This window comes from Bradyrhizobium manausense, from assembly GCF_001440035.1.
GTDB lineage: Bacteria > Pseudomonadota > Alphaproteobacteria > Rhizobiales > Xanthobacteraceae > Bradyrhizobium > Bradyrhizobium manausense.
In genome coordinates, this window is the sequence record NZ_LJYG01000016.1 from 198,149 (window position 1) to 212,473 (window position 14,325).

At 65.9% G+C, this 14,325-nt stretch carries 10 protein-coding genes and 3 pseudogenes; 10 read left to right on the top strand and 3 right to left on the bottom strand.

Features of this window, described 5'->3' with window-relative positions; all coding sequences use genetic code 11:
• From AOQ71_RS47110 to arfB, 8 genes and pseudogenes are all read left to right on the top strand, one after another.
• Nucleotides 1-559 (top strand): annotated as a pseudogene (locus AOQ71_RS47110) (riboflavin kinase); the annotation flags it as partial.
• 219 nt (nt 560-778) lie between these two features.
• A pseudogene (gene ileS / locus AOQ71_RS03445) lies at nt 779-3,017 on the top strand (isoleucine--tRNA ligase); the annotation flags it as partial.
• Between the two features lies 1 nt (nt 3,018).
• Nucleotides 3,019-3,788 (top strand): annotated as a pseudogene (locus AOQ71_RS47115) (class I tRNA ligase family protein); the annotation flags it as partial.
• 8 nt (nt 3,789-3,796) lie between these two features.
• Nucleotides 3,797-4,291 carry a signal peptidase II gene (lspA, locus tag AOQ71_RS03450; protein ID WP_057741983.1) on the top strand — a complete coding sequence of 165 codons (495 nt, stop codon included), beginning with the start codon at nt 3,797-3,799 and terminating at the stop codon, nt 4,289-4,291.
• Between the two features lie 109 nt (nt 4,292-4,400).
• Entirely contained in the window at nt 4,401-5,129 is a 729-nt protein-coding gene (locus tag AOQ71_RS03455) for a hypothetical protein (RefSeq protein WP_057741672.1), read from the top strand.
• Between the two features lie 193 nt (nt 5,130-5,322).
• On the top strand, nt 5,323-6,717 hold the full coding sequence (locus AOQ71_RS03460) for a M16 family metallopeptidase (RefSeq protein ID WP_057741676.1): 1,395 nt from the start codon (nt 5,323-5,325) through the stop codon (nt 6,715-6,717).
• Nucleotides 6,714-8,087: a M16 family metallopeptidase gene (locus AOQ71_RS03465; RefSeq protein ID WP_057741679.1), complete on the top strand. Its 1,374-nt coding sequence runs from the start codon at nt 6,714-6,716 to the stop codon at nt 8,085-8,087. The genes AOQ71_RS03460 and AOQ71_RS03465 overlap by 4 nt, the downstream gene beginning before the upstream one ends.
• 119 nt (nt 8,088-8,206) lie before the next feature.
• Entirely contained in the window at nt 8,207-8,623 is a 417-nt protein-coding gene (gene arfB / locus AOQ71_RS03470) for an alternative ribosome rescue aminoacyl-tRNA hydrolase ArfB (protein ID WP_057741683.1), read from the top strand.
• A 57-nt stretch (nt 8,624-8,680) separates the two neighbouring features.
• Here the strand turns inward: arfB and AOQ71_RS03475 are convergent, their stop codons facing one another.
• Complete coding sequence (locus tag AOQ71_RS03475; protein ID WP_057741688.1) at nt 8,681-8,989, bottom strand: hypothetical protein; 309 nt, start codon at nt 8,987-8,989, stop codon at nt 8,681-8,683.
• Nucleotides 8,990-9,281: 292 nt separating this feature from the next.
• Here AOQ71_RS03475 and mutL point away from each other — a divergent pair, with 292 nt between their 5' ends.
• Nucleotides 9,282-11,096: a DNA mismatch repair endonuclease MutL gene (gene mutL / locus AOQ71_RS03480; protein WP_057741987.1), complete on the top strand. Its 1,815-nt coding sequence runs from the start codon at nt 9,282-9,284 to the stop codon at nt 11,094-11,096.
• Between the two features lie 76 nt (nt 11,097-11,172).
• Here mutL and rsmD read toward each other — a convergent pair whose 3' ends face one another.
• On the bottom strand, nt 11,173-11,730 hold the full coding sequence (gene rsmD, locus AOQ71_RS03485; protein ID WP_057741692.1) for a 16S rRNA (guanine(966)-N(2))-methyltransferase RsmD: 558 nt from the start codon (nt 11,728-11,730) through the stop codon (nt 11,173-11,175).
• 1 nt (nt 11,731) lies between these two features.
• Nucleotides 11,732-13,651 (bottom strand): pseudouridine synthase, encoded by a 1,920-nt coding sequence (locus tag AOQ71_RS03490; protein ID WP_057741695.1) that lies wholly within the window; start codon nt 13,649-13,651, stop codon nt 11,732-11,734.
• Nucleotides 13,652-13,771: 120 nt separating this feature from the next.
• On the opposite strand from AOQ71_RS03490, the gene AOQ71_RS03495 reads away from it, so the two are divergent.
• Entirely contained in the window at nt 13,772-14,230 is a 459-nt protein-coding gene (locus AOQ71_RS03495; RefSeq protein WP_057741698.1) for a nucleoside deaminase, read from the top strand.
• The last annotated feature ends 95 nt before the right edge of the window (nt 14,231-14,325 follow it).

Sequence of the window (14,325 nt, forward strand, 5' to 3'; positions counted from 1 at the left end):
CTCGCCGAGCCTTTTGGTCAACGAGGCGCCCCGCCTCGGCATCGAGGTCGACGTGCAGCCGCATGTCGATATCGACGAGCGGCCGGTTTCCTCCAGCGCCATCCGGATCGCACTCGCCGAGGGGCTCATCGACGAGGCCACCACCATGCTGGGCGCGCCCTGGTTCATCACCGGCGAGGTCATCCATGGCGAAAAGCGCGGCCGCGACCTCGGCTATCCCACCGCCAACATCCGGCTCGATGCCAATTGCGGCCTGAAACACGGCATCTACGCCGTACGGGTCGGCCGGGGATCCGAGCGGCTGGACGGGGTGGCGAGCTTCGGCCGCCGCCCGACCTTCGATAATGGCGCCCCGCTGCTGGAAATCTTCCTGTTCGACTTCAACGGCGACCTTTACGGGCAGGCGCTGGACTGCGCCTTTGTCGGCTTCATCCGCGAGGAGCTGAAATTTGGCGATATCGACGCCCTGATCCGCCAGATGGACGAGGATTCCGCTCGGGCCCGCGCCATGCTGGCGGCCGCCCCGGACGCATTTCCACGGCTCGGGACCGTCGATTGAGGGCCCAAACCGGGCCCGCCGGACCTTTGCGCTTCTACCTTTTGCGCTTCCCTTGGCCCCCTGCTATGGAGAGCCCATGTTTGCGCGGCGCATCATAGGGATTAGCAGCCCGGCTTCCGCCTGAGCCTCAAGGCTCGGCGCAAGACCGGGATCTTGTCGTTTCACCCCGCGATTCCGCATCGCCATCCGTTCCCGCGCCATTCCGAGCCAGTCAGCCTCATGTCCGAAAAGCCGCAAAAGTCCGCAAAGTCCGAAGCCAAGGACTATTCCAAGACCCTGTTCCTGCCGCAGACCGAATTCCCGATGCGCGCCGGCCTGCCGCAGCGCGAGCCGGAGATCCTCAAGCGCTGGTACGAGATCGGCCTCTACGAGAAGCTGCGCGAGACCGCGAAGGGCCGCGACAAGTTCGTGCTGCATGACGGCCCGCCCTATGCCAACGGCAACATCCACATCGGCACGGCGCTGAACAAGATCCTCAAGGATCTCGTCACCAAGAGCCAGCAGATGCTCGGCTTCGATTCCAACTACGTGCCCGGCTGGGACTGCCACGGCCTGCCGATCGAGTGGAAGGTCGAAGAGGAGAACTATCGCAAGAAAGGCAAGCAGAAGCCCGACTTCCGCGACAGTGCCGCGATGATCGATTTCCGGAAAGAGTGCCGCGCGTATGCAACGCACTGGCTCAACGTGCAGCGCGAGGAGTTCAAGCGTCTCGGCGTGATCGGCGACTGGGCCCATCCCTACGCCACCATGAACTATCCGGCCGAAGCCCAGATCGCGCGCGAGCTGATGAAGTTCGCCGCCAACGGCACGCTCTATCGCGGCTCCAAGCCGGTGATGTGGAGCGTGGTCGAGAAGACGGCGCTCGCCGAGGCCGAGGTCGAGTACGAGGACTACACGAGCGACATGGTCTGGGTGAAATTCCCGGTGACCTCGCCGGCGCATGGCGCCCTGGCATCGGCCAGTGTCGTGATCTGGACCACCACGCCCTGGACCTTGCCCGGCAACCGCGCCATCTCGTTCTCGCCGAAGATCGCCTATGGCCTCTACAAGGTGACGCATGCGCCTGCGGACAATTGGGCCAAGAGCGGCGATCTCCTGGTCCTGGCTGACGCCCTCGCCGCAGAAGTGTTCAAGCAGGCGCGCGTGACCGCTTTCGAGAAGGTCCGCGATATCCCCGGCGACACCATGGACGCGATCGAATGCGCCCATCCGCTCAAGGGGCTCGCCGGCGGCTATGAATTCACCGTGCCTCTGCTCGCCGGCGACCACGTCACCGACGACACCGGCACCGGCTTCGTGCACACCGCGCCGAGCCACGGCCGCGAGGACTTCGACGTCTGGATGGCGAATACCCGTGAGCTCGATGCCCGCGGCATCAACAGTGCGATCCCCTACACTGTCGACGAGAACGGCGCCTATACCGTTCAGGCGCCGGGCTTCACCGGCAAGCGGGTCATCAACGACAAGGGCGAGAAAGGCGACGCCAACGAGGCCGTGATCAAGGCGCTGATCGAGGGCGGCAAGCTGCTCGCGCGCGGCCGGCTCAAGCACCAATATCCGCATTCCTGGCGCTCGAAGAAGCCGGTGATCTTCCGCAACACGCCGCAATGGTTCATCGCGATGGACAAGGATATCGCGGTTGACGGCAAGACCAAGCCCGGCGACACCCTGCGCGCCCGTGCGCTGCACGCGATCTCGGTGACGCAATGGGTGCCGCCCTCCGGCGAGAACCGCATCAACGGTATGATCGAGGCACGCCCCGACTGGGTGATCTCGCGTCAGCGCGCCTGGGGTGTGCCGATTGCCGTGTTCGTCCGCGAGAAGGGCGACGGCTCCGCCGAGATCCTCCAGGACGAGGCGGTCAACACCCGCATTGGCGATGCCTTCGAACAGGAAGGCGCCGACGCCTGGTACGCGACGGGGGCGCGCGAGCGATTCCTCGGACCGCGTGCCCACGAGGATTGGCAGAAAGTCGACGACATCCTCGACGTCTGGTTCGATTCCGGCTCGACCCACGCCTTCGTGCTGGAAGACCCCGTGCACTTCCCCGGGCTATCAGGCATCAAGCGCAAGGTCGACGGCGGCGCTGACACCGTGATGTATCTGGAAGGCTCGGACCAGCATCGCGGCTGGTTCCACTCCTCGCTGCTGGAGAGCTGCGGCACACGCGGTCGCGCGCCCTACGATATCGTGCTGACCCACGGCTTCACCCAGGCCGAGGACGGCCGCAAGATGTCGAAGTCGCTCGGCAACACCATCGAGCCGCAGGCCGTCATCAAGGAATCCGGCGCCGACATCCTGCGGCTCTGGGTCGCGTCCTGCGACTACACCGACGATCAGCGCATTGGCCCTGAGATCCTGAAGAACACGGTCGAGACCTACCGCAAGCTGCGCAACACCGTGCGCTGGATGCTCGGCACGCTGCATCACTACAAGCCCGCCGACGCCGTCGCGCCCGNCCGATATGCCGGAGCTCGAGCGGCTGATGCTGCACGAGCTCGCGCTCCGCGCAGAATTGGTTCGCAAGGCCTATGAGACATTCGACTACAAGAGCGTGGTCGCGACCTTGTCCGCCTTCATGAACAGCGAGCTGTCGGCGTTCTATTTCGATATCCGCAAGGACACGCTGTATTGCGATCCGCCGTCCTCGCTGACGCGCAAGGCGGCGCTGACCACGATCGACCTGCTGTGCGATTCGATCCTGAAATGGCTGGCGCCGATCCTGAGCTTCACCGCGGAAGAGGCTTGGCGCATGTACCGGCCGGATGCCGAACCGTCGGTGCATCTGACGCTGTTCCCGGAAGGCCTGGAAAAGCTGCGCGACGACAAGCTCGCCGCGAAGTGGGAGACGATCCGCGACATTCGCCGCGTCGTCACCGGCGCGCTCGAGCTCGAACGCGCCGCCAAGAACATCGGCTCCTCGCTGGAGGCCTCGCCTGTGATCTATGTCGCCGACCGCGACATGCTGGCGACATTGTTCGACACCGATCTCGCCGAGATCTGCATCACCTCGAATTACGAGGTGCGCGAGGGCGAGGCGCCGGCCAATGCGTTCCGTCTCGATGCGGTGCCCGGCGTCGCGGTCGTGGTCGAGAAGGCCGTCGGCACCAAATGCGCCCGCTCCTGGAAGATCTCGCCCACGGTCGGCGAGGACGCCGAATATCCCGACGTCACCCCGCGCGACGCCAAGGCGCTGCGCGAATGGAAGGCGTTGGGCGCGAGCTTTTGATCCGGTCGATGACCCCGCTCCGCGCCGGCATCATCGCGGCCGTGGTGACACTCGTGGCCGATCAGGCCTCGAAGCTCTGGCTGCTGAACGGGTTCGACCTCGCCCGCAAGGGCGTCGTGAAGGTGACGCCGTTCTTCGACCTGGTGCTGGCCTGGAACATCGGGATCAGCTTCGGCTGGCTGCAGAACGACAGCCAGTCGGCGCAGATCGCGCTGATGGCGGTGAAGGTCCTCGCGGTGATTGCGCTCGCGATCTGGATGGCGCGGTCGCAGACCCGGCTCGCCACCGTCGCGCTGGGACTGATCATCGGCGGCGCCATTGGCAATGGCATCGACCGTTTTGCCTATGGCGCAGTGGTCGATTTCGCCCTTTTCCACATCGAAATCGGCGGAAGTACCTACAATTGGTACGTCTTCAACCTCGCTGACGTGGCCATCGTTGCTGGGGTGGCGGCCCTATTGTATGATTCCTTCCTTGGGGTACCCGCCGCAAAAGCGCCCTGATCCCGGCCGATACGGGCCGGAGGCGGAACCTTGCTTGGCGAGGCGTGGCCGCGCGGGACGCGGCAAGATTGCTACAATCAGACTGCCACAATATGGAACAGGTACAGGTATGCGCAGCTTCGAGACCGGCGGTTCGATGGGTCGAGACTCCCGACGGGGCCTTTGGCTGGCGCTGAAATTGTCGGCTGTCGCATTCGGCATCGGTCTTGTCATGGCGGCGGGCCCGGTCCGCGCCGGCGACGACGATGATGACGACGACATGACCTTCGAAGAGAAGCTCATCGACAATCTGATGTCGGGCCTCGGCGCCAAGAGCATGGAGAAAAAGGGCATCGAGTACCGTGAGCGGTCACCGCTGGTGGTTCCGCCCAAGCTGGACCTGCCGCCGCCCGCCGGCACGGAAGCCAAGAATGCGCCGAACTGGCCGAAGGATCCCGACGAGAAGCGTCGCCAGGAGGCCATCGCCCAGCGGAAGAAGGTGAGCGGCACCAAGGCAAACGAGTTCTGGAAAATTGGCCAGCCGCTGTCGCCCGCCGAGTTGAACGCCCACAAATCGGGCCCCCAGCAGGCCAACAATGAGCCGCCCCCGCCGGGCAGCAACCCCAACAGCCCGACGATGAGCCCGGCCGAGATGGGTTACACCGGCGGTCTGTGGAAACTGTTCAAGGGCAGCGGGCCCGAATCCAAGCAGTTTACGAGCGAGCCGCCGCGCCAATCGCTGGTGGAGCCGCCGCCCGGATATCAGACCCCCTCGCCGAGCTACGCCTATGGCTCCGGAGAGGATACGACGCGGAAGACCTATTTCGACGTCCGATCGGGTAAGGAGAAGGAGCAGTAAGCTCCTTGTCCGTCGCCCGCAGGCGCGCACATGCCGCAATCGTCCGGTGTAGGCCGGGTGCGGCAGATGACCTATTTTTAAGTACAGCTCGACCGCGTTCTCTGCTTCGTGACCCGAAGCCCAAAGCCGCGCGGTGTAGCATGCCGCGCTTTCACGCCCGGACATCATCGTCCGGGCTTTCACAAGGATCGTGATGTCCTCACACCGATCGATTGCCTGCCTCTTCGCCGCGCTGCTCTCGACATCTGCCCTCGACGTCGGCAGCGCATTCGCCCAGACGACGGTCACCTCGGCACCGCCCGCGAGCTTCACGCTTCCCAACGGCCTTCAGGTCGTGGTGATCCCGGATCACCGCACGCCCGTGGTCACCGAGATGATCTGGTACAAGGTCGGCTCGGCCGACGAGACGCCCGGCAAATCCGGTCTCGCCCACTTCCTCGAACATTTGATGTTCAAGGGCACGTCGAAGCATCCCGTCGGCGAGTTTTCTCAAACCGTGCTCCGCGTCGGCGGCAACGAGAACGCCTCGACCTCGGTGGATTACACCAACTACTACCAGCGCGTGCCGAAGGAGCAGCTCCCGACCATGATGGAGTTCGAGGCCGATCGCATGACCGGGCTGGTGCTCAAGGACGAGAACGTGCTGCCCGAGCGCGATGTCGTGCTCGAAGAGTACAACATGCGCGTTGCCAACAGCCCCGACGCGCGCCTCAATGAACAGATCATGGCGGCGCTCTATCTCAACCATCCCTACGGCCGTCCGGTGATCGGCTGGCACCAGGAGATCGAGAAGCTCAATCGCGAGGACGCGCTGGCCTTCTATCGCCGGTTCTACGCGCCGAACAATGCGATCCTGGTCATCGCCGGCGATGTCGAGGCCGCCGATGTGCGCCCGCTGGTCGAGCGCAATTTCGGTCCGATCCCGTCGCAACCGTCGATCCCTGCCCGTCGCATTCGTCCGCAGGAGCCGGAGCCTGCGGCGCCGCGCACCGTCACCTTGTCCGACCCGCGCGTCGAGCAGCCGAGCCTGCGCCGCTATTATCTGGTGCCCTCGGCGACGACGGCCGCGGCTGGCGAAAGCGCTGCGCTCGACGTGCTCGCACAGTTGATGGGCGGCGGCAGCAACTCCTATCTCTACCGCGCGCTCGTCGTCGACAAGCCGCTCGCAGTCTCGGCCAGCGCCAGCTATTCCAGCATCTCGCTCGATCCGACCCAGTTCGCGATCTCGGCCTCGCCGAAATCAGGTGTCAGCTTCACCGAAGTCGAGCAGGCGATCGACCGCGTGATCGCCGACGTTGCGCAAAACCCGATCCGCGCCGAGGATCTCGAGCGGGTCAAGACCCAGCTCATTGCGGAAGCGATCTACGCCCAGGACAACCAGGCGGTGTTGGCGCGCTGGTATGGCGGCGCACTGACCACGGGCCTGTCGATCGAGGATATCCGAAGCTGGCCCGACCGCATCCGCGCCGTCACCGCCGAGCAGGTCCGTGAGGCCGCGCAAAAATGGATCGAGAAGAATCGCTCGGTGACCGGCTATCTGATCAAGGACACCAGCACCGCTGCCAAGCGCGAGGAGAAGCGTTCGTGACCTATCCTATCCTTCGCGCGCGCCAGGTCGCGCTTTCCTTCGTCACCGGCGCTGCACTCGCGCTCGCCGCGGTCTCGCCGTCGCAGGCGGCAGCAAAGATCCAGCACCTGGTGTCGCCGGGCGGCATCGAAGCATGGTTCGTCCAGGACGCGACCGTGCCGCTGATTGCCATGGAATATTCCTTTGCCGGCGGCTCGGCGCAGGATCCCAAGGACAAGCCCGGCGTCGCCAATCTGGTCGGCGACCTGCTCGACGAAGGCTCGGGCGATCTCGATTCCAAGACCTTCCATGAGCGGCTCGACCGCCGCGCCATCGAGCTCTCGTTCAGCGCCACCCGCGATACCTTCCGCGGCAGCCTGCGCATGCTGCGCGACAACAAGGACGAAGCCTTCGACCTGCTCCGGTCCGCGCTGACCTCGCCGCATTTCGATACGGCCGATGTCGAGCGCGTCCGCTCGCAGGTCGTCTCGGGCCTGCGCCGCGACACCACCAACCCGAGCTCGCTCGCGAGCCGCAAATTCCTGGAGATGACCTTCGGCGATCATCCCTATGGACGACAGACCAACGGCACGCTGGAGAGCGTGCCGACCATCACGGTCGCGGACATGAAGGATTATGTCGGCCGCATCCTCGCCCGAGACACGCTGAAGATCGCCGTGGTCGGCGACGTCGATCCGGCGACCTTAGGCAAACTGCTCGACCACACGTTTGGCAGTTTGCCTGCCAAAGCCACTCTGACGCCGGTTCCCGACGTCGAGGCTGCAAAGCCACCGCAGCGCGCCTTCGTGCCGCTAGACGTGCCGCAGACCGTGATCACCTTCGGCGGCCCCGGCGTGATGCGCAACGATCCGAATTTCATGGCGGCCTATGTCGTCAACCATATCCTCGGTGGCGGCGGCCTGTCCTCGCGGCTTTATCGCGAAGTCCGCGAGAAGCGCGGACTGGCTTATTCAGTGTTCGAATCGCTGCTGTGGATGGAACATTCGGGAATCTTCATCGGTAACACCGGCACCCGGGCCGACCGTGCCGGCGACACCATGGCTGCCATCGAGAAAGAGGTCCGCCGTATCGCCGACGAGGGTCCGACCCAGAAGGAGCTTGACGAGGCCAAGTCCTACCTCAAGGGCTCGCAGATGCTGGTGCTCGACACCTCCTCAAAGCTCGCGCAGGCGCTGCTGCAATATCAGCAGGACAAGCTGCCGATCGATTATATCGAGAAGCGCAACGCCATCGTCGATGCCGTGACCCTGGACGATGCCAAGGCCGCAGCCAAGCGGCTGTGGAGCCAGGGGCTCCTGACGGTCATCGTCGGCCGCGCACCGCAGGCTGCTGCGCAGCCGGCGGCGGCACCGGCGACGAAGTCGAACTGACGTCCGCTGACGTTTCCTGAATGGCCGGGGCTCGCCCCGGCCATTTGCGTTTCCGCCATCCCGCCATTGCCGAACATGGACGTTCCGCGATATGTCGGGGCATCACGAATGGTGCCATCATGCTGCGGATATCCCGCGATCTCGTCATCGACGAGGACGACATCGAGATCGGCTTTGTCCGCGCCTCCGGCCCGGGCGGGCAGAACGTCAACAAGGTCTCGACCTCGGCACAACTGCGCTACGACACGCGCAAGCTGACCATCCCGGAGGATGCGATGATCCGGCTCGCCCGCATCGCCGGCCAGCGCATGACCAAGGACGGCGTGATCGTCATTCACGCCCAGCGCTTTCGCACCCAGGAGCGTAACCGGCAGGACGCCATCGACCGGCTCGTCGAGATCCTCACCGAGGCCATGGTCCGGCCGACGCCGCGCCGCGCGACGCGACCGACCTTTGCTTCCAAGCAGCGGCGCCTCGACGGCAAGAAGCGCCGCAGCGACGTCAAGGCCGGCCGCGGCGGCCGCTTCGACGATTGATCGAAAAAACCTCCGGCCGACACGCGACCGGAGGTCCGTTCACTCAGATCTCGCGCGTCAGTAGCGCTTGCCGTTGGTGGTTGCCCCGCCCGCAGCCGAGCCGTCGGTTGCGCTCTTGTGCGCGGCACTTCCTGTCGTCCCGACCGTGCTCTTGGTGCTCCTGGCCGGCTTCATGCCTGTTTGGCTCGCACCGCCCGACTGTGCTTCCAGCTCCTCCTCGCTGTTGCCTGCGACGCCGCCGTGCGTCGTCTTGCCTTGCGCGCCGCCTCGCAACTTGCTGTCAGATGACATTCCTTGCGCAAGGACGGGGCCCGCAAGCAGAGCGGAAAGTGCGCAAGCGATCACTGAGGTCTTCACCAACTTCATCCATGTCTCCTGGATTTTATTCGCGATGAGCGGTTCGGCCGTTCCCCACGCCGTTCGTCTGGACCGGACCGCCCCATCGCGCAAAGAGCTGAACGGCGCGTTCGCGATGCAATCCCGACCGTGTGGTCATCGTTTAGGAATTTCGCGGCACTTTCGCGGAATCGTGCTCCTCATATGCGGCGGCAAGGAACACGCGCGTGCGGAAAATCCAGATCTGATATGTGGGTAGCGGGACTTATCCCATGCATTTGCGTTCCGGCGGGGATAAACTGCGCCGTCATTGAGCGAATCCATGCCCGTCCGCCAGCTTCCAGAACAGGTCGTCAACCGCATCGCCGCCGGCGAGGTGGTCGAGCGCCCGGCGAGCGTGGTCAAGGAGCTCGTCGAGAACGCCATCGATGCCGGCGCGAGCCGGATCGACGTCTTCACCGATGGCGGCGGCCGACGGCGGATCGGCATTACCGACGACGGCAGCGGCATGACCGCGAAGGACCTCGCGCTCGCGGTCGAGCGCCATGCGACCTCCAAGCTCGACGACGAGGATCTGCTCCAGATCCGCACGCTCGGGTTCCGTGGCGAGGCACTGCCTTCGATCGGCTCGGTGGCGCGGCTCTCGATCACGACGCGGCATGCCAGCGAGCCGCATGCCTGGGCGCTCACTGTCGAGGGCGGCGAGAAGTCCGAGATCATGCCGGCCGCGCTCGCGCACGGCACCCGCGTCGAGGTCAACGACCTCTTCTACGCGACGCCGGCGCGGCTGAAATTCCTGAAGACCGATCGCACCGAAGCCGAAGCGATCCGCGAGGTGGTGCGACGCCTCGCTATGGCACGGCCTGACGTCGCCTTCAGCCTCGCGGGCGAAGAGCGCGCGCCTGTCACCTGGGCCGCCGCACTGCCCGGCGCGGCCGGACGGCTGACGCGGCTTGGCGACATCCTGGGCGCTGAGTTCCGCAGCCATGCCTTCGAGGTCCATGCCGAGCGCGACGGTGTCGTCGTCGCCGGCTATGCCGCGGCCCCCGCGCTGACCAAGGCCAATGCGCTCGGGCAATATCTGTTCGTCAACGGCCGGCCGGTGCGCGACAAGCTGATCCTGGGGGCGGTGCGCGGCGCCTATGCCGATTATCTGCCGCGCGACCGCCATCCGGTGCTGGCGCTGTTCGTGACGCTCGACCCGCGCGAGGTCGACGCCAATGTGCATCCGGCCAAGTCCGAGGTGCGCTTCCGCAATGCCGGCCTCGTGCGTGCGCTGATCGTGCACGGACTGAAGGAAGGTCTCGCGCGCGAAGGACGCCGCACCGCGGCCAATAGCGGCGAGAGCGCCTTGTCCTCGTTCCGTCCCGCCTTCACGCCGCCACGACCGGCAAGCTGGGACTGGCGAGCTTCGCCGTCTGCACCGGTTGCTTCGATGCCGACATTCGACGGCTCCGCCGCGCCCGCTTTCGCCGAGCGCGCGCAGGCTGCGTTCGATGTCGGTGCGCCGAGCGCTGATGTGCGGTTCGACGCGCAGCCTGTCGCCGATCTCGTCGACCGCCCGCTCGGCGCGGCGCGCACGCAGCTGCATGAGACATACATCGTGTCGCAGACCCGCGACGGTCTGATCATCGTGGACCAGCACGCCGCGCATGAGCGGATCGTCTATGAGCGCCTCAAGGCGTCACTCGCCGAGAGCGGCGTGCAGAGGCAGATCCTGTTGATCCCCGAAATCGTCGAGATGGACGAGGCCACGGTCGAGCGGCTGCTCGAACGCAGCGAGGAGCTTGCTTCCTTTGGTCTCGCGATTGAATCCTTCGGCCCCGGCGCGGTCGCGGTGCGCGAGACGCCCTCGCTGCTCGGCAAGACCAATGCGGGCGGCCTCTTGCGCGATCTCTCCGAGCACATGGCCGAGTGGGACGAGGCGCTGCCGCTCGAACGCCGCCTGATGCATGTCGCCGCCACCATGGCCTGCCACGGCTCGGTCCGCGCCGGCCGCAGACTGCGGCCCGAGGAGATGAACGCCCTGCTCCGCGAGATGGAGGAGACGCCGAACTCCGGCCAGTGCAACCACGGCCGGCCGACATACGTGGAGCTGAAGCTTGCAGATGTGGAGAAGCTGTTCGGGCGAAGGTGACGGTGCCGTAGGGTGGGTTAGCGTAGCGTAACCCACCGCTTTTACGTCCGTTGAGACGATGGCGGATTACGCTGCGCTAATCCGCCCTACCCAGAAACACGAACTCCGTGTCGTCATACGCCCGCCGCTCCAGCTCTTCAAAACCCTCCGGCGTCGTAAACTGCGCGGCCTTCGCCTCCTCCACCACCAGCAGCGCGCCAGGCGTCAGCCAGCCGCCATCGCGCAAGCTCGCGAGTGCCTTCTCCGCAAAACCCTTGCCGTAGGGCGGGTCGAGAAACACCAGCGAAAACGGCTCTACGGGATGCGCGGGGCCGAGGTCGGTCGCATCGCGGCGATAGACTTTGGTGACACCACCAAGGCCGAGCGACTCGACGTTGTTGCGCAGCAGCGCCCGCGCCTCCGCGCCATTGTCCACGAACAGCGTGAACTTCGCACCGCGCGAGGACGCCTCGATGCCGAGCGCTCCGGTGCCGGCGAAGAGGTCAAGCACGCGCGCGTCCGAGACCGGATCATCGTAGGCGTGCACGAGGATGTTGAACACGGACTCGCGCAAGCGATCCGCCGTGGGACGGATGTCGCGCGAAGACGGTGAAGCGAGATTGCGCCCCTTCAAGCGACCGCCGACGACACGCAAGCTAGTCCTCCCGCGGCGTCAGATCGCGCTTGCCGTGATAGCCGCGCTTGGGACGGCGCGGCGGGCCGTAGCCGCTCGCCTCTTCCTCGTTGCGCTCGCGCGCCTCCTCGCTGCCGGTGCGCTGCACCAGCACGCGGCGGCCCTTGCGGTCGGCGATCACGGCGCGCTTGGACGTCTTGGGGCCGGATGCATCACCCTCGGCAGGTTTCTTCGGTACGTCGAACTGCGCCCCCGACTTCTCGATCACCTTGTCGCCGAGCTGCTCGCGCAATACGCGCGCGCGGACTTCCTCGACCTGGCCCTCCGGCACTTCGCCGAGCTGGAACGGGCCGTAGGACACGCGGATCAGACGGTTCACCTCGAGCCCGAGATGGGCGCAGACATTGCGCACCTCGCGGTTCTTGCCTTCGCGGATCGCGAACACCAGCCAGACATTGGCGCCCTGGTCGCGCTCCAGCGTCGCCTCGATCGGACCGTATTTCACGCCGTCGACCTCGATGCCGTTCTTGAGCTGGTCGAGCTGCGCCTGGGTGATGTCGCCATGGGCGCGAACGCGGTAGCGCCGCAGCCAGCCGGTGTCGGGCAGCTCGAGCGTGCGCGCGAGACCACCATCATTGGTGAGCAGCAGCAGGCCCTCGGTGTTGAAATCGAGGCGGCCGACCGAGATCAGGCGCGGCAACCCTTCGGGCAGATTGTCGAACACGGTCGGACGGCCCTCGGGGTCGTCATGCGTCGTCATCAGCCCGCGCGGCTTGTGATAGAGGAACAGCCGCGTGCGCTCGCGCTCCGGCAACGGCTTGCCATCGACCAGAACGACGTCGTTCTTGGTGATGTCGAGCGCCGGCGAGTTGATGACGCGGCCGTTGACGGTGACGCGTCCCTGCGTGACCATCTCCTCCGCATCGCGGCGCGAGGCGAGACCCGCACGTGCCAGCGCCTTGGCGATGCGCTCGCCGGCCTTCTTGGGCTTCGGCGCCTCTTCGCGGCGCGGACGCCCCTCGAAATCACGCTCGCGCTCGCGATAGGCGCCGCGGCCGCCGAAGGCCGGACGCTTCTCGAAGATGCGGCCGTCGTCCTCGTTGTCGCGGCGCGGACGGTCGCGGAAGCGGTTTTCGCTGCGCGGATGCTCCTGCCAGTCCATGCGGCCTTCCGGCCGCTCGCGCGGACGATCGAATTTCGGACGCTCTCGGAACGGACGGTCACCCGACCCACGATCGTCGCGCGAGCGCGAGAAGCGCGGACGGTCCTCGCCGCGGCCGCTGTCGCGACGATCGTCGCGCTGACGCCAGGGTTTTTCCTCGCTGCGATCGCGGCCGCCGAAATCCCTGTCGAAGCTCTTGCGCGGACGGTCGCCATGCGGACGATCGTCGCGCTTCTGCCACGGCTTTGAATCGCTGCGCTCGCCGCGGTCGCGCGAAAACTTCCGCTCGCTGTCGAACTTGCGTTCCGGACGGTCCCCGCGCGGGCGCTTGTCGCCGAACTTCTTGTCGCCGAAGCGACCGGCGGGACGCGCATCGTCGCGATCGCGGCTGCGCGGCGGACGGTCGTCGCGGCCATAGGACGGACGATCTCCGCGCGGCTTGAAGGAGCGCTTCTCGCCATCGCGCGATCCACGATCGGAGAAGGGGCGGTCGCCACGCGGCTTGAAGCTGCGCTCGCCGCGTGCCTCGCTGCTGCGATCGTCGCGCCTGAAGCGGGGACGGTCGGAAAAATCGCGGCGCGGGGCGTCGCCCTCCTCGCGGCGGCGGAAGGGGCGGCTGTCGCGGTCGCCGCGGGGCGGGCGGCTGTCGCGATCGCTTTTGCCTTCAAAGCCGCGCTTGGCGAATTTCTTCTCGGGGCCACGGGGCTTGCCGCTGCGGCCGCCTTTGGGCGGGCCTCGCCGGCCGCGGGAATCGTTGTCTTTGTCGCTGTCGCGAGGCATGAATAATCTCACTTACGGGGGTGGCCAGACGCATTGCGCGCGCTCGTTTCGAGCCGCATGCTCAGGCAAATCAGGTAATGCACTTCTGCTGAAGGCGCAGCTACTAGCAGGTTTCTTCGGATGATACGAGGCTTGAAAGCCCCCTCCTTCATGGATTTGGCGCTCAAAACGGCCGAAAATGCCGGAAAGGCGGGCGAAGTTCCGATCGGGTGCGTGGTGGTCCGGAATTACGAGGTCATCGCCACCGCCGCCAACCGGACGCTGACCGATTACGACCCCACCGGCCACGCCGAGATCATAGCGCTGCGCGAGGCGGCGAAGAAGATCGGCAGCGAGCGGCTGATCGACTGCGACCTCTACGTGACGCTGGAGCCCTGCACCATGTGTGCGGGCGCGATCTCCTTTGCAAGGGTCCGCCGGCTCTATTACGGCGCGGCCGACCCCAAGGGCGGCGCGGTGGAGTCAGGCGTGCGGTTCTTTGCCTCCCCGACCTGCCACCATGCCCCGGACGTCTATTCCGGGGTCGGCGAGAGCGAGGCGGCGCGGCTGCTCAAGGAGTTCTTTCGCGAGCGGCGGTAGGGGTCTCTCCCCGTCATTGCGAGCGCAGCGAAGCAATCCAGGGTCTTTCCGCGGAGACAGGCTGGATTGCTTCGTCGCAAGGGCTCCTCGCAATG